16 protein-coding genes and 2 tRNA genes are annotated in these 18,639 nt (G+C 67.9%); 15 read left to right on the top strand and 3 right to left on the bottom strand.

All coding sequences use genetic code 11. The features are described 5' to 3' along the window. Nucleotides 1–8 precede the first annotated feature (8 nt). Nucleotides 9–851: an SGNH/GDSL hydrolase family protein gene (locus tag AC5RUH_RS07935; protein WP_494002485.1), complete on the bottom strand. Its 843-nt coding sequence runs from the start codon at nucleotides 849–851 to the stop codon at nucleotides 9–11. A gap of 152 nt (nucleotides 852–1,003) precedes the next feature. On the opposite strand from AC5RUH_RS07935, the gene AC5RUH_RS07930 reads away from it, so the two are divergent. Beyond that, a complete protein-coding gene (locus AC5RUH_RS07930; protein ID WP_494128295.1) occupies nucleotides 1,004–2,068 on the top strand; it encodes an alpha/beta fold hydrolase in 1,065 nt (354 codons plus the stop codon). A 187-nt stretch (nucleotides 2,069–2,255) separates the two neighbouring features. Beyond that, nucleotides 2,256–2,906, top strand: a complete 651-nt coding sequence (locus AC5RUH_RS07925; protein ID WP_494026396.1) for an alpha/beta hydrolase — start codon at nucleotides 2,256–2,258, stop codon at nucleotides 2,904–2,906. A 17-nt stretch (nucleotides 2,907–2,923) separates the two neighbouring features. On the opposite strand, the gene AC5RUH_RS07920 is transcribed toward AC5RUH_RS07925, so the two are convergent. Then, the gene (locus AC5RUH_RS07920) at nucleotides 2,924–3,151 is read right to left on the bottom strand and encodes an RNA-binding S4 domain-containing protein (RefSeq protein ID WP_494014231.1); all 228 of its coding nucleotides are present in this window, start codon (nucleotides 3,149–3,151) and stop codon (nucleotides 2,924–2,926) included. A gap of 185 nt (nucleotides 3,152–3,336) precedes the next feature. Between AC5RUH_RS07920 and AC5RUH_RS07915 the strand changes: the two genes are divergently transcribed. From AC5RUH_RS07915 to AC5RUH_RS07875, 9 genes are all read left to right on the top strand, one after another. Further along, complete coding sequence (locus AC5RUH_RS07915; protein WP_494128294.1) at nucleotides 3,337–4,725, top strand: glycine--tRNA ligase; 1,389 nt, start codon at nucleotides 3,337–3,339, stop codon at nucleotides 4,723–4,725. Nucleotides 4,726–4,808: 83 nt separating this feature from the next. Further along, a complete protein-coding gene (locus AC5RUH_RS07910; protein WP_494128293.1) occupies nucleotides 4,809–5,717 on the top strand; it encodes a GNAT family N-acetyltransferase in 909 nt (302 codons plus the stop codon). 3 nt (nucleotides 5,718–5,720) lie between these two features. Further along, the gene (locus AC5RUH_RS07905; RefSeq protein ID WP_494128292.1) at nucleotides 5,721–7,115 is read left to right on the top strand and encodes a YibE/F family protein; all 1,395 of its coding nucleotides are present in this window, start codon (nucleotides 5,721–5,723) and stop codon (nucleotides 7,113–7,115) included. Between the two features lie 69 nt (nucleotides 7,116–7,184). Then, a complete protein-coding gene (locus tag AC5RUH_RS07900) occupies nucleotides 7,185–7,853 on the top strand; it encodes an HAD family hydrolase (RefSeq protein WP_494128291.1) in 669 nt (222 codons plus the stop codon). A 182-nt stretch (nucleotides 7,854–8,035) separates the two neighbouring features. Continuing rightward, nucleotides 8,036–9,217 (top strand): tRNA dihydrouridine synthase DusB, encoded by a 1,182-nt coding sequence (dusB, locus tag AC5RUH_RS07895; RefSeq protein WP_494076158.1) that lies wholly within the window; start codon nucleotides 8,036–8,038, stop codon nucleotides 9,215–9,217. Continuing rightward, a complete protein-coding gene (locus tag AC5RUH_RS07890; protein ID WP_494128290.1) occupies nucleotides 9,210–10,505 on the top strand; it encodes a deoxyguanosinetriphosphate triphosphohydrolase in 1,296 nt (431 codons plus the stop codon). The genes dusB and AC5RUH_RS07890 overlap by 8 nt, the downstream gene beginning before the upstream one ends. Nucleotides 10,506–10,614: 109 nt before the next feature. Next, complete coding sequence (gene dnaG / locus AC5RUH_RS07885) at nucleotides 10,615–12,714, top strand: DNA primase (RefSeq protein WP_494128289.1); 2,100 nt, start codon at nucleotides 10,615–10,617, stop codon at nucleotides 12,712–12,714. 80 nt (nucleotides 12,715–12,794) lie between these two features. Further along, nucleotides 12,795–12,867: transfer RNA gene (locus AC5RUH_RS07880), tRNA-Asn, on the top strand. 121 nt (nucleotides 12,868–12,988) lie between these two features. After that, a tRNA-Asn gene (locus AC5RUH_RS07875) sits at nucleotides 12,989–13,061 on the top strand. Between the two features lie 50 nt (nucleotides 13,062–13,111). On the opposite strand, the gene AC5RUH_RS07870 is transcribed toward AC5RUH_RS07875, so the two are convergent. Further along, the gene (locus AC5RUH_RS07870; protein WP_494128288.1) at nucleotides 13,112–14,530 is read right to left on the bottom strand and encodes a GH1 family beta-glucosidase; all 1,419 of its coding nucleotides are present in this window, start codon (nucleotides 14,528–14,530) and stop codon (nucleotides 13,112–13,114) included. Between the two features lie 207 nt (nucleotides 14,531–14,737). Between AC5RUH_RS07870 and AC5RUH_RS07865 the strand changes: the two genes are divergently transcribed. From AC5RUH_RS07865 to AC5RUH_RS07850, 4 genes are all read left to right on the top strand, one after another. Beyond that, entirely contained in the window at nucleotides 14,738–15,670 is a 933-nt protein-coding gene (locus AC5RUH_RS07865) for a phage holin family protein (RefSeq protein ID WP_494128287.1), read from the top strand. 89 nt (nucleotides 15,671–15,759) lie between these two features. After that, nucleotides 15,760–16,389 (top strand): CDP-alcohol phosphatidyltransferase family protein, encoded by a 630-nt coding sequence (locus AC5RUH_RS07860; protein ID WP_494023776.1) that lies wholly within the window; start codon nucleotides 15,760–15,762, stop codon nucleotides 16,387–16,389. A gap of 42 nt (nucleotides 16,390–16,431) precedes the next feature. Continuing rightward, nucleotides 16,432–17,346, top strand: coding sequence for a DMT family transporter (locus AC5RUH_RS07855; protein ID WP_494002471.1), 915 nt, complete (start codon nucleotides 16,432–16,434; stop codon nucleotides 17,344–17,346). Nucleotides 17,347–17,398: 52 nt separating this feature from the next. Continuing rightward, the gene (locus AC5RUH_RS07850; RefSeq protein ID WP_494014221.1) at nucleotides 17,399–18,595 is read left to right on the top strand and encodes a glycosyltransferase; all 1,197 of its coding nucleotides are present in this window, start codon (nucleotides 17,399–17,401) and stop codon (nucleotides 18,593–18,595) included. The last annotated feature ends 44 nt before the right edge of the window (nucleotides 18,596–18,639 follow it).

Below are 18,639 nucleotides of genomic sequence, written 5' to 3'. Positions count from 1 at the left end.
TGCTCCTGTTACCCGGCCGCGCCGGGAGGCATGCCCGGACCGAAGAAGGGGTCGGCGGCCGGCCGCTTGGGCAGGATCCCGTCGCCCGAGGACTGGTGGCGGACCCGGCGCAGGACCCACGGGACCAGGTGCTGGCGGGCCCACACCAGGTCCTCGGTGCGGGCGGTGCGCCAGTTCTTAGGTGGCAAGGGTTTGGGCGTCTCGGGCTGCAGCGAATGCTCCACGTTGAGGGCGTCCAGCACCATGGCCGCGATGGTGTGGTGCCCCAGCGGGGAGAAATGCAGCCTGTCAGGCGCCCACATCTGCGGTGCCTTCAGCTGGCGCAGCGCCCACATGTCGGCCACGACGGCGTTATGGCGTGCCGCCACCGTGCGCAGGTTCTCGTTGTAGATGGCGGCCTTGCCGCGGACACTGCCGATGACGGGCGTGTCGCCGATGTCGGGCGCGGTAAACAGGACGATGGTGGCTTGCGACGCTGCCAGCCGGGTGACGGCGCGGTCGAACTTCTCCGCCAGGGCGTCCGGGTCGCCGCCCGGCCGGATCACATCATTGCCGCCCGCGCAAATCGAAATGAGGTCCGGCTGCAGAGCCAGGGCCGGTTCGACCTGTTCATCGATGATTTGCTGCAGCAGGCGGCCGCGGATCGCGAGGTTCGCGTAGGCGAAGTCATGGTGGCCGCGGGCGAGTTCCTCGGCCACGCGGTCGGCCCATCCGCGGTGTCCGCCCGGGCTCCCGGGGTCCGGGTCGCCGATGCCTTCAGTGAACGAATCACCCAGGGCAACGAAACGGCTCCAAGGATGGCGGGCCGCGGCGATGGGCGCTTGTGTTTCGGGAAGGGACAAGTTACTCACAAGTACATTCTCCCAAGAAGGCGCGGGGATGCACAGGCGGTGGGAACCAATAGCTGAATCACCTTTCAGGAAGTGATGGTCAGCGCTCGGTTTACCGACTACTGTGTGCTTGACGCGGCCAACGGCGGCCGCCTCGACCTCGAGGAGCAGGGATGGAATTGCTGGCGGGAATCGTGGCGCGGCGTGTGCCGACGGAGCGGCTGACGGTGAACATCCTTGAGCGCGACGGCGACCGGCCCGACGGCACGCCGGTGGTCCTGGTGCATGGGAATGTTTCCTCCGCGCTGTTCTGGCAGGAGGCGATGCAGGCGCTGCCGGCCGACTACCGCGTGCTCGCGGTGGACCTGCGGGGTTTCGGCCAGACGGACCCGGCGCCGGTGGACGCCGCCCGCGGGCTGCGTGACTTTTCGGACGATCTTCATGCCACGCTGGAAACCCTGCAACTGGCGCCCGCGCACCTGGTGGGGTGGAGCATGGGCGGTGGCGTGGTGATGCAATACGCGCTGGAGCATCCGGTCAGCAGCCTGACGCTCCAGGCTCCGGTCTCGCCGTACGGCTTCGGCGGGACGGCTGGACCGGAGGGGCGCAGGCTCACCGGGGACGACGCCGGCACCGGCGGCGGGGGCGCCAACCCCGACTTCGTGGCGCGGTTGGCAGCCAGGGACACCAGCGGCGACGCGCCTGCCTCGCCGCTGTCGGTCTACCGCTCGACCTATGTGCACGCCGGGTTCCAGTCGCCCTACGAACGCATCTGGGTCGAATCGATGCTCAGCACCAAGACCGGCCGCGACAACTATCCGGGCGATTCCGTCCCCTCGCCGAACTGGCCCGGCTTCGCTCCCGGACGCAAGGGGGTGCTGAACACGATGGCGCCGGGGGTCTTCGACGCCAGCGGCCTTGTTGACCTGGCAGTCAAGCCGGATATCCTCTGGATCCGCGGCGACAGCGATGCGATCGTTTCCGATGCTTCATTCTTCGACCTGAACTGCCTCGGCAAGGCCGGTCTGGTGCCCGGCTGGCCGGGGGAGGAGGCGGCCCCGCCGCAGCCGATGGTCGCGCAGACCCGGGCGGTGCTGGAAAAGTATGCGGCCAACGGCGGGCGCTTCACCGAGGTGCTGCTCGACAACTGCGGACATTCGCCGCACGTGGAGTATCCGGAACGGTTCGTCGCCGAGCTGACGGCGCACGTCGAAGCAAGCGGTTCGTCGCCGAGCTGACGGCGCCCGTCGAAGCAAGCGGTTCGTCGCCGGGCTGACGGCGCCCGTCGAACGGAGCGGCGGGGCCGGCCAGCCCGCGGGCGGCACCCTCCCCGGCACCGGCTCGGGTGCCCGGGCCCTGGGAGATCCGACACCTTAAGAAGATTGAACTTTCAAGCAATGGGCTCTTTGTGCCATCATGGAACTCATGACTGAAACTGCTTATCAGCCCGTCGTTGCCTGGTCCAAACCCGAACAGGAGCGGGCGGGGACGCCCCTGCTGGTGCTCTTCCACGGCTACGGATCCCACGAGCAGGACCTGATGGGCCTGGTGCCCGGACTGCCGGAGGAATTCACCGTGGCGGCGGTGCGCGCGCCGGTGGCGATGGGGCCAGGCTTCACCTGGTTCCCCCTGATGCACGAGCCGGACTTTTCCGTGGACAAGGTCACGAAGGCCGTCAGCGACGTGGTGTCCTGGCTGGACGGAGTCAAGGACATGCACAGCAGCGTTTCGGTGCTGGGCTTTTCCATGGGCATGGCGGTGGCCACCTCGGTGCTGCGGCACCGCCCGGAGGAAATCGCCGCGGTGGTCGGCCTGTCCGGATTCGCCGTGCCGGCCGCGGGCAACGATTTCTTCCGCGACGATGCGGTCAAGGCGATCAAGCCCCCGCTCTTCTGGGGCCGGGACCAAGCGGACCAGGTCATCACCCCGGACAAGATCGAGTTCACCCACGCCTGGACGAACGAGCATGTGGACCTGACCAAGGTCCTCTACCCCGGCATCGGCCACGGCATCAACGCCCAGGAACTGGCGCATGTGAAGGAGTTCCTGACCTACAAGGTGCTGCAGGGGAAGTAGCAAACGGCCCGTGCGGGTCAGTCGCGGCTGACCCGCACCGTTTGGCCGTTGCAGCTGACCGTATCGCCGGCGTGCAATTGCCGGCCGCGGCGCGTTTCGATGTCGCCGTTGACCTGGACCAGTCCGTTCTCGACGAACTCCTTGGCCTGGATCCCGTCGTCGGCGAGGTTGGCCAGCTTCAGCAGCTGGCCCAGCCGGATCATCTCGTCGCGGATCGGCACGTCATGGATATCGTCGGAAGCCATGGAACCATCATGCCTGATGCCTGTCGATGCATCCGCGCGGTTCGGGTTCGGGTTCCCGTTTTCGGTAGGCTAACGTTGTAGCTTCGCTATGCGCCGATCCGTGCCTGCAGCAGCCGGGCGGATCTGTGCCATGACAACCCTCGGACCGCACCCAGCGGCCCTGGAGAGATACGGAGAACCACCTCATGGCAGCAGCCAAATCAGCCCTCGATTCGATTATTTCGCTGGCCAAGCGCCGCGGCTTCGTGTTCCAGGCTGGTGAAATTTACGGTGGATCCCGCTCCGCATGGGATTACGGGCCGCTCGGCGTCGAGCTGAAGGAAAACATCAAGCGCCAGTGGTGGCAGACGATGGTCCGCGGCCGTGACGACGTGGTCGGACTGGATTCTTCGGTCATCCTGCCGCGCCAGGTCTGGGAAGCGTCCGGCCACGTGGACGTCTTTTCCGACCCGCTGGTGGAGTGCCTGAACTGCCACAAGCGCTACCGCGCCGACCACCTCGAAGAAGAGTACGAGGAGAAAAAGGGCCGCGCCCCGGAAAACGGGCTGAAGGACATCGCCTGCGTCAACTGCGGCACCAAGGGCGAGTGGACCGAACCCCAGGAATTCTCCGGCCTGTTGAAGACCTTTTTGGGCCCGGTCGCCCAGGAAGAAGGCATGCACTACCTGCGCCCGGAGACCGCGCAGGGCATCTTCGTGAACTTCAACAATGTCCTGACCACCTCGCGGAAGAAGCCGCCGTTCGGCATCGGCCAGATCGGCAAGAGCTTCCGCAACGAGATCACCCCGGGCAACTTCATCTTCCGCACCCGCGAGTTCGAGCAGATGGAAATGGAATTCTTCGTGGAGCCCGGGACGGACGAAGAGTGGCACCGGTACTGGATCGACGCCCGGCTGCAGTGGTACGTGGACCTGGGCATCAAACGCGACAACCTCCGCCTCTTCGAGCACCCGCTGGACAAGCTGAGCCATTACTCCAAGGGCACCACCGACGTCGAATACCGCTTCGGCTTCCAGGGCTCGGAATGGGGCGAGCTGGAAGGCATCGCCAACCGGACGGACTTTGACCTGTCCACCCACTCCAAGCACTCCGGCACCGACCTGAGCTACTTCAACCAGGCCACCAACGAGCGCTACACCCCGTACGTGATCGAGCCGGCCGCCGGGCTCACGCGGTCCTTCATGGCCTTTTTGGTGGACGCGTATAACGAGGACGAGGCGCCGAACGCCAAGGGCGGCGTGGACAAGCGCACGGTGCTGCGGCTGGACCCGCGGTTGGCCCCGGTCAAGGCCGCCGTGCTGCCGCTGTCCCGCAACGAGGACCTCTCGCCCAAGGCCAAGGAGCTGGGGGAGGCGCTGCGCAAGAACTGGAACATCGACTTCGACGACGCCGGTGCCATCGGCCGCCGCTACCGCCGGCAGGACGAGATCGGCACGCCGTTCTGCATCACGGTGGACTTCGACACGCTCGAGGACCAGGCGGTGACCATCCGTGAACGTGACTCGATGGCCCAGGAACGGGTCTCCCTGGACAAGGTCGAAGCATATTTGGCAGCCCGCCTGATCGGAGCCTGAACCGGCCGCGGACCGCGCGTCCGCAGCCGCTGCGGCAACCGTCCGGCCGCCCGATCAGGGCAGCCCACCCCTAAAGGAGAACCATGGCCCAGCTGACCTACCGTGACTGGCGCGAGGACGATGACCTGGCCCTGCTGGAGATCTGGGGCGACCCGGAAACCGGCCAGGCAGGTCACTTCCGTGCCATGCTCCGCCCGTCCGCCGACCAGCCGTGGTCGCGGTGCATCGTTGCCGAAGACCAGGGGATAGCCGTTGCCGCCGGCACCGTGTACGAAACCAGCCTGCATCCGGACCGGCTGTGGGTGTACGTCGAGGTTGCCCGCGACCACCGCGGCGCCGGGGTCGCCCGTGACCTGCTGTCACGGCTTCGCGCCGAGGCCGAGCACGCGCCCTCGGGCGTGCGGAAGCTGCGGGCGAAGGTGGAGCCGGACACCTCCGGCGCCGCCTTCGCCCGGGCCGCCGGCCTGACCCAGATCCAGAGCTCGCGCGTGGTGCTGATCTCGCCCGGCGCGCTGCCGCTGCCCGACCTCGGGGAAACCGGTCCGCAACTGGAGGAGGCGGCCACCGGGTCGGTGGAACTGACCCGGGCCGTGGCCGACTTCTACAACTCGGTGCACGTGTGGGACCGCGCGGACATGACCGTGGGACGCGCCCAGCAGATGCTGCTGAGCGAGAGCGCGGGGGCCGGCGGAGCGGTGGTGCTGCGCAGCGCGCCCAAGTCCGACGGCGGCACCATCCAGGCTTTCGCCGTCAGCTACACGCACGAGCGCACGGACGCCCCGGCGGACGTGCTGCTGGGATACGACACCGCGCTGCCGGCCGAGGACGCCGAGGCCGCGGTGCGGGCGCTGCTGGCCATGCTGGTGGCGCAGTACCCGGTGCAGCTGGAGGTGGACGACTCGATGACCGCTGTGCTGGCCGTGCTGCAGCCGCTGCTGGACTCCGGTCTCGCGCGCCAGCTGGGTCCGGAAACCTCCATCGTCAGCGACTGACGGATGGGGCACAGCCACAGCCACGGGACTTCCACGCCCGGCGCCGCCGCACTCGCCGCGCGGCGGCGGGCCAACCTGCTCCTGGCGGCCATCCTGTTGCCGGTCACCGTCCTGACCCTGGTGGGCATGATCCTGCTCTGGCCCTCCGGGGACGGAGCCGGAGCCGATGTCCCCGATCCCTATGCCGCGGCGCCCGGGGTGACGTTCGACGTCGGCACCGTGCAGAGGGTGGAGCTGGAAGACTGCCCCACCTCGCAGGCGGCGGTGGACGCCGGCATGGAAGCACAGGAGTGCCTGGTCGCCTACACCCAGCCCGACGCCGGCGGCTCGCCGCTGCCCGTGGAGATCACGCCGGAGATCGCGGCCTCGCGCGGCGTCGAGGCCGGCGACACCATCCGCTACCTGAATCTCTCCGGCGTCATGGGCGGGCAGGAGGGGGCCTACGTCTTCGTGGACTTCGTGCGCAGCGTCCCCATGGTGCTGCTGGCCGTGCTTTACGCCCTGGTCGTGGTGGCCGTGGCCCGCTGGCGCGGCTTCCGCGCGATGCTCGGACTGGCGGGCGGTTTCCTGGTCCTGGCGCAGTTCATCCTGCCGGGCCTCATGGAAGGCAAGCCGCCGCTGCTGCTGGCGCTCATCGGCTCGGTGGTCATCATGGTCGGGGTGCTCTACTTCGCCCACGGATTCTCCGCCCGCACGTCCACCGCATTGCTGGGCACCCTGTTCGGCCTGGGCGTGACCGCCCTGCTGGCGGCCTGGGCCACCGACGCCGCCTACCTGACCGGCGTGGACGACGACTACACCTACCAGCTGATCAATCTGGGCGGCAGCCTCTCCGTCTCCGGGCTGATCATGTGCGGGTTGATCATCTCCGGACTGGGCGTGCTCAACGACGTCACCATCACCCAGTCGTCGGCGGTGTGGGAGATGTACGAACTGGCTCCCGGTGCCTCTGCCAGGCGCCTGTTCACCGGGGCCATGCGCGTGGGGCGGGACCACATCGCCTCCACCGTCTACACCATTGCCTTCGCCTACGCCGGCGCGTCCCTTCCGGTACTGATCCTGGTGTCGCTGCACGACCGGCCGCTGTTCGCCACGTTGACCAGCGGGGAACTGGCCGAGGAGATTGTGCGCACCCTGGTCGGATCCATCGGCCTGGTCCTGGCCATCCCGATCACCACGTTGATTGCGGTGCTGGTGGTCAAGGCCACCGGCATCCGTGGTCCGGTGGCGGCGGGGGAGCGGTCAGGCCCCCGGCACCTCATGGCCGGAGCCGCCGGCGATCCCGACGCGGGGGTACGGGGGCCTGACGTGGCCGCCGCGGATGTCGACGCAGGCGTGCGGGACCCCGGGGCGGAAGCCGCGGCCGGCCACGGCAGGCCCGGCGACCCGAGCGGCTAGACTGCACACATTGGCGCCGTGCCCGGGCCGGTGCCGAAAGAACCATCGCCGTCGTCGGGAGGAGTGCTCATGAAGGGCGTGCTGTTTGACGTGGACGGGACGCTGGTGGACTCGAACTACCTGCACGTGCTGGCCTGGTGGCAGGCCTTCCGGCAGGCGGGTCTCGACGTCCCGATGGCGGCCATCCACCGTTGCGTGGGAATGGGCGGCGGCAGGCTCATCGCGCAGCTGCTCGACGAGGACCGCGACCAGTCCCGGGACGAGGACCTCAAGGCCGCCCACGGAACCGTCTTCTCCACCTTTTGGCCTTCCCTGCGCCGCTTCGACGGTGCCCGTGAGCTGGTGCGCCGGTCCGCCGAGGAGGGATTGGCCGTCGTGCTGGCCTCTTCCGCCGAGGGAACGGAGCTGGAAGTGTTGCGCCGAGTGATCGACGCCGACGGGTCCATCACCGCCGCCACCAGCTCCGCGGACGCGGAGAACAGCAAACCGGCGCCGGACATCCTGCAGGCGGCCCTGGACGCGGCGGGCCTGCATCCGGCAGACACCGTTTTCGTGGGCGATGCCGTGTGGGATGTCCAGGCGGCCGGAGACCTCGGGATTCCGTGCATCGGCCTCGAATGCGGCGGGACCCCCGCTGCGACCCTGCTCCACGCCGGTGCGGCAGAGGTGTACCGGGACCCGCAGGACCTGCTCGAACACTTCACGGACAGCGCGCTCGGCGGCCTGCTGCGCGCCTGACGGCCAGCGCGCGGCAGGCAGGCGGCCTGCTGCGCCCCAAGGCCGGCGCTCGGCCCGGCTGTCCCGCGGACGCGGACGAACCCCGGCGACGCGGAGGAACGGCGGCGCGGCGGACCGGGGCCGTTAGTCCACAGGCGCCGGTGCCGGCGGACGGATTTGCCCGGTTTTGAGAGAATGGTGGGGTGACACTTACCGCTGCCCCCGAATCGGGCGCCAAGCTCGAGCTTCCGCCGCTCAAACTCGGCCCGATAACCGTCGACACCCCGGTGGTGCTGGCACCCATGGCCGGCATCACCAACAAGGCGTTCCGCCGGCTCTGCCGCCAGTACGGCGGTGGCCTGTATGTGGCGGAAATGGTCACGTCCCGCGCGCTGGTCGAACGCAACCGGGAGTCCATGCGGATCATCTCGCACGATGAGGACGAGGACGTGCGGTCCGTCCAGCTCTACGGCGTGGATCCCAAAACCGTCGGCGCCGCCGTCCGCCTGCTGGTGGAGGAAGACCGCGCCGACCACATCGACCTGAACTTCGGCTGCCCGGTGCCGAAGGTCACGCGCCGCGGCGGCGGCTCGGCGCTGCCCTGGAAGACCGAACTGTTTACCGCGATCGTCCAGGCGGCGACCCGCGAAGCCGCCAAGGGCGACGTCCCGCTGACCATCAAGATGCGCAAGGGGATCGACGACGAGCACCTGACCTTCATCGAGGCCGGCAAGATCGCCCGCGACGCCGGGGTGGCGGCCGTGGCGCTGCACGGCCGCACCGCCAGCCAGTTCTACTCGGGCAAGGCCGACTGGAACGCGATCGCGGAACTGCGGGAAGCCCTGCCGGACATCCCGGTGCTGGGCAACGGAGACATCTGGAGCGCCGAGGATGCGGTGCGGATGGTGCAACAAACGGGAGTGGACGGCGTCGTCGTCGGACGCGGTTGCCAAGGCCGCCCGTGGCTGTTCGGGGACCTGCAGGCCGCCTTCGAAGGAACCGACAGGCGCTTCCGGCCGGGGTTGAAGGACGTCGCGGACAGCTTCTACCGGCATGCCGAGCTGCTGGTGGATTACTTCGAGGACGAGGGCAAGGCCCTGCGGGACATCCGCAAGCACGTGGCCTGGTACTTCAAGGGATACTCGGTGGGCGGCGAGCTGCGTGCCGCGCTGGCCCAGGTGCCCACCCTCGAGGTGCTGCGCGAACTGCTGGCCGAACTGGATGCCGACGCTCCCTACCCGGGGGCGGACGCCGAGGGCCCGCGCGGCCGGGCCGGTTCGCCCAAACGCACGGCGCTGCCCGACGGCTGGCTTTCCAGCCGGGAGCTGAACGCGGACCACAAGGCCATGATCGCCGCCGCTGAACTGGACGTCTCCGGTGGCTAAGGTACGCACCGGGCGCCCGGCCCCGCCCACGCCGGGCTACACGGAGTTCGACCAGGAACGCTGGTACACAGAGGAGCCGAAGAGCACCTACCGCACGCAGTTCGAACGCGACCGGGCCCGGGTTCTGCACTCGTCGGCACTGCGGCGGCTGGGCGCCAAGACCCAGGTGGTGTCCCCGGACACGGACGACTTTGTGCGGACCCGGCTGACGCACAGCCTGGAAGTGGCCCAGGTCGGCCGCGAACTGGGCCGTACCCTGGGCTGCGACCCCGACGTGGTGGACGCCGCCTGCCTGTCCCACGACCTGGGCCATCCCCCGTTCGGCCACAACGGGGAGACCGCACTCAACGCCGCGGCCCACGCCATCGGCGGTTTCGAAGGCAACGCCCAGACCCTGCGGCTGCTGACCCGGCTGGAGCCCAAGATCCTGCGCCCGGACGGATCCCCGGCCGGGCTGAACCTGACCCGGGCCAGCCTGGACGCGGCCTGCAAATACCCGTGGTCCGCCGACGACGCGCCGGTGATCCACGGCAAGCGCACCAGCAAGTTCGGCGCCTACGAAGACGACCTTCCCGTGTTCAACTGGCTGCGCGAAGGCGCCGCGGAGCGCCGGTCTTGCCTGGAGGCCCAGGTGATGGACCTCGCCGACGATATCTCCTACTCCGTGCACGACGTCGAAGACGCCATCGTGGCCGGGCGCATCCAGCTCAAGTGGCTGGACAGCCCCGACACCCGCAGCCGGGTCATCGGCTACACCCAGCAGTGGTACCTGCCCTCCAGCGACGCCCAAGAGGTGGACGAAGCACTGACCCGGCTGGAGCAATCCGGCGTCTGGGTGCGCGAGGCCGACGGCAGCCGCAAGGCCATGGCGGCGCTGAAAGACATGACCAGCCAGCTGATCGGCCGCTTCTGCTCGAGCGCGATGGAAGCCACCCGCTCCATCTACGGCCCGCAGCAGCTGACCCGCTACGGGGCGGAGCTGGTGGTGCCGCAGGAAACCGCCGTCGAGATCGCGGTGATGAAGGGCCTGGCCACCACGTTCGTGATGACCGCGGACCTGCGCCAGCCGGTCTACGAACACCAGCAGGAGATCCTGCACGACCTGGTCAGCGAGCTCCATGCCACGGGGGAGAAGCATCTGGAGGAGCCCTTTGCCTCGGATTGGCGGGATGCGGACGACGACGGCGGCCGCCTTCGCGTGGTCATCGACCAGATCGCCTCGCTCACCGATGTCTCCGCCCTGGCGCTGCACGAACGCCTGATGGGGGCCCACCGCACCCTCCTGTGAGGTTGCGGGCCGCGAGCAGCTTCCCTCCACAGGCGGCTGCGCGCGGCGCCTGGGGCACAGGCCGCCGCGGTTCCGGCGCCGATTTGGCGCGGCTGCATACCATGGGACTATGGCCGGACTCATTAAGCGTGAAGACATCGATGAAGTCCGCCAGCGTACCGACATCAAGGAAGTCATCGACGGCTACGTCACGCTGAAGTCGGCCGGCATCGGGTCATTCAAGGGCCTGTGCCCCTTCCACGACGAGCGGTCGCCGTCGTTCCACGTCCGTCCGCAGGTGGGCACCTACCACTGCTTCGGCTGCGGCGAGGGCGGCGACGTCATCTCCTTCGTGCAGAAGATGGATCACACCACGTTCAGCGAGACCGTGGAGAAACTCGCCCACCGGATCAATTACACGCTCCGGTACGAAGACGGCGGTACCGGCCCCCGCCGGGAGGACGTGGGCAAGCGGCAGCGGCTGCTGGACGCACACAAGGTTGCCGCGGAGTTCTTCCGGGAGCAGCTCCAGAGCCCGGGTGCCGCGGCGGCCCGGGAGTTCCTCTCCGGACGGGGCTTCGACCAGGCAGCCGCGGAGCAGTTCGCCGTCGGCTACGCCCCGCAGGGCTGGGACGGCCTGCTCAAGCACCTCACCGGCCGCGGCTTCACCCAGGACGAACTGCGCATGACCGGCATGTTCTCCGGCGGATCGGACGGATCCGATGGCAGGAACAGCCGGATCTATGACCGGTTCCGTGGCCGGCTCATCTGGCCCATCCGCGACCTGACGGGGGCGACCATAGGATTTGGTGCCCGCAAGCTCTTCGAGGATGACCAGGGCCCCAAGTACCTCAATACGCCGGAGACGGCGCTCTACAAGAAGTCGCAGGTCCTGTACGGGATCGACTTGGCCAAACGGGACATCGCGCGCAACCGCCAACTGGTGGTCGTGGAGGGCTACACGGACGTGATGGCCTGCCACCTATCGGGCATCGGGACGGCCGTGGCGACGTGCGGCACGTCCTTCGGCACCGACCACATCAAGATCGCCCGGCGCCTGCTCTCCGATGACGGAACCGGAGGGGAAGTGATCTTCACCTTCGACGGCGACGAGGCGGGCCAAAAGGCCGCGCTGCGCGCCTTCGAGGAAGACCAGCGCTTTGTTGCCCAGACCTACGTAGCCGTCGAGCCGAGCGGCGCGGATCCATGCGACCTGCGTTTGAGCCACGGCGAGGGTGCGGTGCGCGAGTTGATCAGCTCCCGCCGTCCGCTGTTCGAGTTCGCGATCAAGGCCACCTTGAAGAAGTTCAACCTGGACACGGTCGAAGGAAGGGTCCAGGCCCTCCGTGCCGCGGCCCCGGTGGTCGCCGAGATCAGGGACCCCGCCATGCGTCCCGGCTACTCGCGCGAGCTCGCCGGCTGGCTGGGCATGGACATCGACGACGTCACCCGGGCGGTGGCCGGGGCCGCTAAACGGGGACAGGAAGCCGGGACCCGGGCGGCGGGCCGCGAGCGGGGCCAGCAGGACCGCGGGCAGGAATCGAGCCGCGGCAACCAGCAGCCGCCCGGACCGTACCGGCGCGGCGGCGGTCAGCAGGGCCGGGACGCATGGAATCCGGGAAATCCTTCCCCCCGGCAACAGGACGGCCGGCCGGCCTACGGGCAGGCCGCGCAGCACGGCTACGGCAGGGGCGCCGAGGCCGGCGGAGAAACGGACTACGCCCGGGAATCCGGCCAGTACGCGGCACCCCCTGCCTTTCCGCGGCCGGACCTGCGTGATCCCGTGGTCCGCCTGGAACACCAGGCACTGGAAGTGGCCATCCAGCAGCCCGGCCTCCTCGATGCCAACCAGTGGGAACAGTTCATGCAGGCCCGCTTCCTGGCGCCCGTGCACGTGGCCATCCACGGCGCCGTCCGGGCTGCGGGTGTTTCCGGTGCCACACCCTCGCAGTGGGTGGAGACCATCCGCCAGGAGGTCCCGGAGGAGCTGCGCACCTTCGTCTCGGAACTTGCGGTGACCCCGCTGCCTGCACAAAACGACGACGCCCTGCGGCTGTATTGCCGGGGGATCCTGAACCGGCTGCAGGACCTGCAGATCACCCACCTGAAGGCCGACAAGCTGGGCCAGTTGCAACGGATGGATCCAGCGTCCGATCCCGAGAGTTTCCAGCAGATCAACCGTGAACTGATGGAACTGGAAATGCAGCGGCGGGCCCTTCGCGCGGAGTAGGCCGGGCCTTCAATTGGCAAGTTCCGGCCTCCATTGAGTATGCTGTTGGAGGTCAAACCGCCGGTGGCGGATGATTTCTTTCCCCCGTAGCTCAATTGGCAGAGCATTCGACTGTTAATCGAAGGGTTACTGGTTCGAGTCCAGTCGGGGGAGCGGACAAACACTGGATCCCCGCCTTCTGCAGGAGGCGGGGATCCTGTGCGTTTGGGGGCCCTCGGCGCGAGGCCGATTTCGTCTCCGTGCCGCCGTCCTGCTAGAGTTTTACTCGCTTCAATCCCCCGTAGCTCAATTGGCAGAGCATTCGACTGTTAATCGAAGGGTTACTGGTTCGAGTCCAGTCGGGGGAGCTGCAAGGCAGAATCCCGCACCCCGCGCCGGCTGCGGGATTTTTCTTTGGCTAGGCCGAGGCGACCCGGTTGCCGGCCGCGACCTGCGCATACCAGCGGCCGCTGTCCTTGACGGTGCGCTCCAGGGTGGCGTAGTCCACCCGGGTCAGGCCGAAGCGTTTGCTGTAGCCCCAGGCCCACTCGAAGTTGTCCATCAGCGACCAGCCGAAGTAGCCGCGCAGGTCCACGCCGTCCTGGATGGCACGGTGGCATTGCAGGATGTGTGCGCGCAGGAACTCCAGCCGCTGCCGGTCATGCACGGCGCCGTCGGCCGAGACCTCGTCGTCGAAGGCCGCCCCATTCTCGGTGACGAAGAGCGCCGTCCCGGCCGGGCCGCTGTACTCGTGCTGCAAACGGACGAGCAGCCGGTGCAGTCCTTCCGGCTGGATCTCCCAGCCCATCGCCGTCGTGGGCAGCCCGCGGGGAACAGAGCTGACATGGTCGGCCGCGGGGTAGGGCGGCGCCAGCGGACGCTCGACCGGGGCGGCATGCGTGTTTTCCGCGTCCGGGCGGGGGTGCCCGGTCACCGCTTCACCGTGGTAGTAGTTGACCCCCAGCACCTGGATCCTGGTTCCGATCAGAGCCAGGTCGCCGTCCCGGATCCTGGCTTCCAGTCCGTACGGCCCCACGTCCACCAGAAAATCCGCCGGGTAGGAACCGCGGAAGACGGGGTCCAGAAAGGCGCGGTTGAACTGGCCGTCGATGCGGCGGGCGGCGTCCACATCGACGGGATCCTCCGGATTCAGGGGATCCGCCACCGTGAAGTTCAGGGTGAGGCCCAGCTCGGCGGCCGGATCGCGGCGGCGCAGCTCGTCGGAGGCCAGCCCGTGCCCCAGCAGCAGGTGGTGCATGGCCGCCAAGGCCTGCGGCCTCGACTGGATGCCCGGCGCATGGACGCCCGAACCATAGCCGAGGAACGCCGAGCACCATGGCTCGTTGAGCGTGGTCCAGACGCGTACCCGGTCACCGAGCGCCTCATGGACCGCCAGGGCGTATTCCGCAAAGCGGTAGGCGGTGTCCCGGTTCGCCCAGCCGCCGTTCTCCTGCAGCGCCTGCGGCAAATCCCAGTGGTACAGCGTGAGCCAGGGCTTAATGCCCGCCGCGCACAGTTCGTCCACCAGGCGCGAATAGAAATCCAGGCCGGCCGGGTTCACGACCGCGTCGTCCGGTTTGACCCGCGGCCAGGACGTGGAAAACCGGTAGGCACCCAGGTTCAGGGCTGACATCAGCGCGACGTCCTCGCGGTAGCGGCGGTAGTGGTCGCAGGCCCGTTCGCCGGTCTCGCCGCCCACGGTGGCCCCCGGCAGCCGGCAGAAGACATCCCAGATGGAATCGGTGCGGCCGTCGTCCCGGGACGCACCTTCGATTTGGTAGGCGGCCGTCGCGGCGCCCCACAGGAACTGCTTCGGGAATTGCACGACCTTGCTCATCACTGGTCCCTTGCGGAAACGGGCGCGGACACGGGCTGCCTGCCAGCCTAGTTCGCAGGGCAGGTGAACGTAAGCGTTTACTCATATTTTTTGTTCCACAGCCCTCCAGTGAAACTACTCCCTACGGCTGAGGGGCCAGACTGGGGCAGAATGATAATTTGAAGGTGTGGACACTCGCGCACTACCGACAAGATGGAGGCAGAGCCCATGACCGGTCCGGAAAGCCACGGAAGCACCGCAACCGGTGAGAGGACGTCCGGGAGCACCGCAACCGGTGCGGCGACTCCCGGCAGCACCGTCACCGGGTTGCGGCCGCCCGGGAGCGCTGCAGCCCGTGTCGGGCAGCCAGGGAGCACCGCTGCCCGCGCCGGGCAGCCAGGCAGCTCCGCCGCCGGCGCCAGGTTGTCGACCGCGGGGCTGGCACGGCTCGCCTGCCAGCTGACCCCCCGCCAGCTTCAGGACGAGTTCTCGCTGGCCCTGCTCGAGCTCAAGGGCAAGGGCACCAAGGCAGGCATTGCCGCCGCGATCCTTGCGGTCGCGTTGGTGTTCCTGGTCCTGATGGCCATCTCCCTCTTGGTCGCCGCAATCATGGGACTGGCCCTCATCATGCCGGCCTGGCTGGCGGCGCTGCTCGTCGCAGCCGTGTTCCTGATCCTCGGCGGTATCCTGGCGCTCATTGGAATCTCGAGGGGCAAGAAGGCCATGCCGCTCCTTCCCGCCGAGGCCATCCGCGGCGTCAAGTACGACGTCGGCGTGTTGCGTGAGGGCAGCAGCTTCAATCCGGCGACACTGGACGAAAAGCCCCGGAAGGAGACCAAGGCGGAAAAGGCGGAGCGCAAGGAACCGCAGGAGCCGGCTCCGACGATGGACGAACTGCGTGCCCGTACCGCGGAACGCCGCGACCATTTGGCGGCAGTCAGGGACGATCTCGGCCGCCGCGTCGACCCCAAGCCCCGTGCGGAGCAGGCCAAGCGCCGGGCGAAGCATGCGGCAGATGCTGCCACGGAACGCCTGGTGGCAGGCGCCGAAGCCGTCAGCGAGGCCGGCCCGGAGCTGAGGGAGCGTTGGAAGCCACTGGCGACGCTGGCGGTTTCGCTGACCGCCATGGGCGTCATGCTCCGGCGGCTGCTGAAAAAATAACCATTACCACCGTCGCACGGCGGCACGGAAGCCGGCTGCAGCGCAGCCGGCTGCCCAGCGTGGAACGACGACTGAGGGGAGGGACGGCGTTGAGGATCATCGGTGCCGGGACGCGGCGCGACTTCGAGTACCGCGAGCTGCACACGTTCTGGACCATCCCGAACCTCATCACCGTCCTGCGTTTCCTTGCGGTGCCGCTATTTGTCTGGCTGATCGCCCGGCACTCGTATGGGGCAGCCACCATCACGCTGGTCGTGCTGGGATCCACGGACTGGGTGGACGGCTACCTCGCCCGCCGCCTCGACCAAATCTCCTCGGTCGGCAAGTGGCTGGACCCGGTGGCCGACCGGCTGGCCCTCATCATCGTGGCCACGACCTTTGTCGCGGCCGGCATCGCCCCGTGGTGGCTGCTGCTGTCCATCATCATCCCCGACGCGATCCTGCTCGTGTTCTCATTGCTCCTGTTCCATGGCAGCCCCGACCTTCCCGTGACACTCATCGGCAAGGTCCGGACGGCCCTGCTGCTGGCAGGCACTCCGCTGCTGCTGCTCCATCGGGTGGAGGGCTTCGGGCACGACTGGCTGCTGACCCTCGCCTACGCCATCCTCGCCGCGGGCTGTGCGGGGCACGTCCTTGCGTGGCTGGGCTACATGCGGGCGGCCTGGGGCAAGTACAAGCGCCGGCGCGAGGCCAGGCAGAACGATCCACTCCATGGTTGACCCGCGCTCCGGGCGGAAACGGACATTTTCTGACGGGACCCCATGGTCTGGTTAGCCATACTCTGTGCCCTGCTCGGTGCCTTCTTCCTCGCCCTCGGCACCCAGCGCCAAGCCAGTGCCGTCCAAGCCAATACGGGCGGCCTGGCGATGAGCGTCGCCGGTTTGCTGCGGATGCTCCGCAATCCCCGCTGGGTCCTGGGACTGCTGCTGTTGGCCGTCGGGATGGGATTGAACGTGTTTGCCTTGGTGAGCGCGCCGTTGACCGTCGTCCAGCCGATCGGCGCCATCGCGTTGGTGATCACCACGATCATCAATTCCAAGGACCAGGGGATCCGGCTGAACCGCGTGACGGTGGTGGCGATCTCAACGTGTGTGGCAGGAAGCGCCGTTTTCGTACTGCTGGCCGTCAACGTCACGGGCGCTAGCCATCGCGTGCGGGCCGAGGAGGAACTCTCAGCGGTCCTGCTGCTGGCCGTCGTCGTTGCCGTCTTCCTCTCGCTGGAACTGATGTTCCGGCACAGGCTGAATGCCTTCGCCTACATTCTGGGAGCAGGCATGTTGTTCGGTTTCGTTGCCGTGCTGGTGAGGATTATCGGCCTGCGGCTGCTGGAGCCGGGCGGCGGTTTCATCGCCAACGTACCGATCTACACGGTCATCGCGGTCGCCGCGGCCGGCGGCCTGGGGGCTTGGTTTGTCCAGAGTGCCTATGCCAGCGGCCCGCCCGATTTGGTCATCGCGGGGCTGACGGTGATCGATCCGCTGGTCGGCATCGCCATCGGCATTTTCATCCTCGGAGAGCTCAGGCCCGACGTCGAACCGGTGTTTGCGATTGGCATGGTGGGGGCAGGTTTGGTTGCTATTGTTGGGGTCATTGCCCTCTCGAGGCACCATCCGGACGTGTTGCAGAAACAGGAAGAAGCCCGGCGCCGGGCCCAAGCCTCGGGCAAGAAACCATAGGGCCGGCGCGATGACCAATACCGTGACCACGAAACAAGGAGTCCTGCCGCAGGTGAGCGACGACATCGGACCGAAACCCCTCAAGATCCTGATTGCAGCCGATACCTACCCGCCGGATGTCAACGGGGCGGCCGTCTTCGGGTACCGGCTGGCAACCGCGATGACCAAGCGCGGACACAGCGTCGACATCATCGCCGGGCGGTATGACAAGGGCCCGACCTTCGTGGAACACCGTGCGGAGGCGACGGTGCACCGGCTCCGCTCACACTCGGTGCCGACGCACGAGACGTGGCGCATCTGCTTTCCCTGGGAGATCAAACGCGACATCAAGCGGATCTTCGATGAGGTCCAGCCGGACGTCGTGCACATCCAGTGCCACTACATGATCGGACAGGCCACCATCGCCGAGGCAGTGCGACGGGGCATCCGCACCATCGCGACCAACCACTTCATGCCGGAGAACCTGGAGCCGTTCCTGCCGTTCCCGCAGTGGTTCCTGGACATCGTCGCGAAGAACTCCTGGCGCGACATGGGCAAGATCATGGGCAAGGCTGCCGTGGTGACGACGCCGACGCCGCTCGCCGCCAAGGCGATGCGGGACCACGCCTTCCTGCACAAGGTGATGCCGCTGTCCAACGGCATCGATGCCGCCGCCTATGAGCTGGCCCCCGGGGAAACGATCGAGAGGCCGGAGCACCCCACGGTGCTGTTTGTGGGCCGGCTGGCGGTGGAAAAGAACGTGGACACGCTGATCGAGGCGCTGGCCATGACGGACCCGGCGCTGAACGTCCACCTGGAGATCATCGGCGACGGCGACGAGCGAAAGAACCTCGAGGCGAGGGTTGCCGCGATGGGGCTTGGGCGCAGGATCGCGTTCCTGGGCCATGTGGACGACGCCGAACTGCGCCGGGCGTACCTGCGCGCGGCTGTGTTCTGCCAGCCCGGAACCGCCGAACTGCAGTCACTGGTGTCCCTGGAAGCGATGTCCGCCAGCAAGCCGGTGGTGCTGGCCAATGCGATGGCCCTGCCGCACCTCGTGGAGGACGGTGTCAACGGCTACCTGTTTGCCCCCCGCGATCCCTCCGACCTGGCGGCCAAGCTCAACGCCGTACTCGGCCAGAGTCCCGAGCGGCTGGAGGCCATGGGCGAAGCCAGCCACGCGAAGGCGATGCGGCACGGCATCGACAAGACGATGGACACTTTCGAGCAGCTCTACCGCGGAGCCTCGGCGGACGACTTCCTCGACTAGGCCAACGTGCGCCCGCCGGTCGGGAGGACTTAGTATGTCTAAGG

Source organism: Arthrobacter sp. Y3223166, from assembly GCF_059090935.1.
Note: the sequence above shows the minus strand (reverse complement) of the source record. Positions and strands in the feature narration are given on the sequence as shown.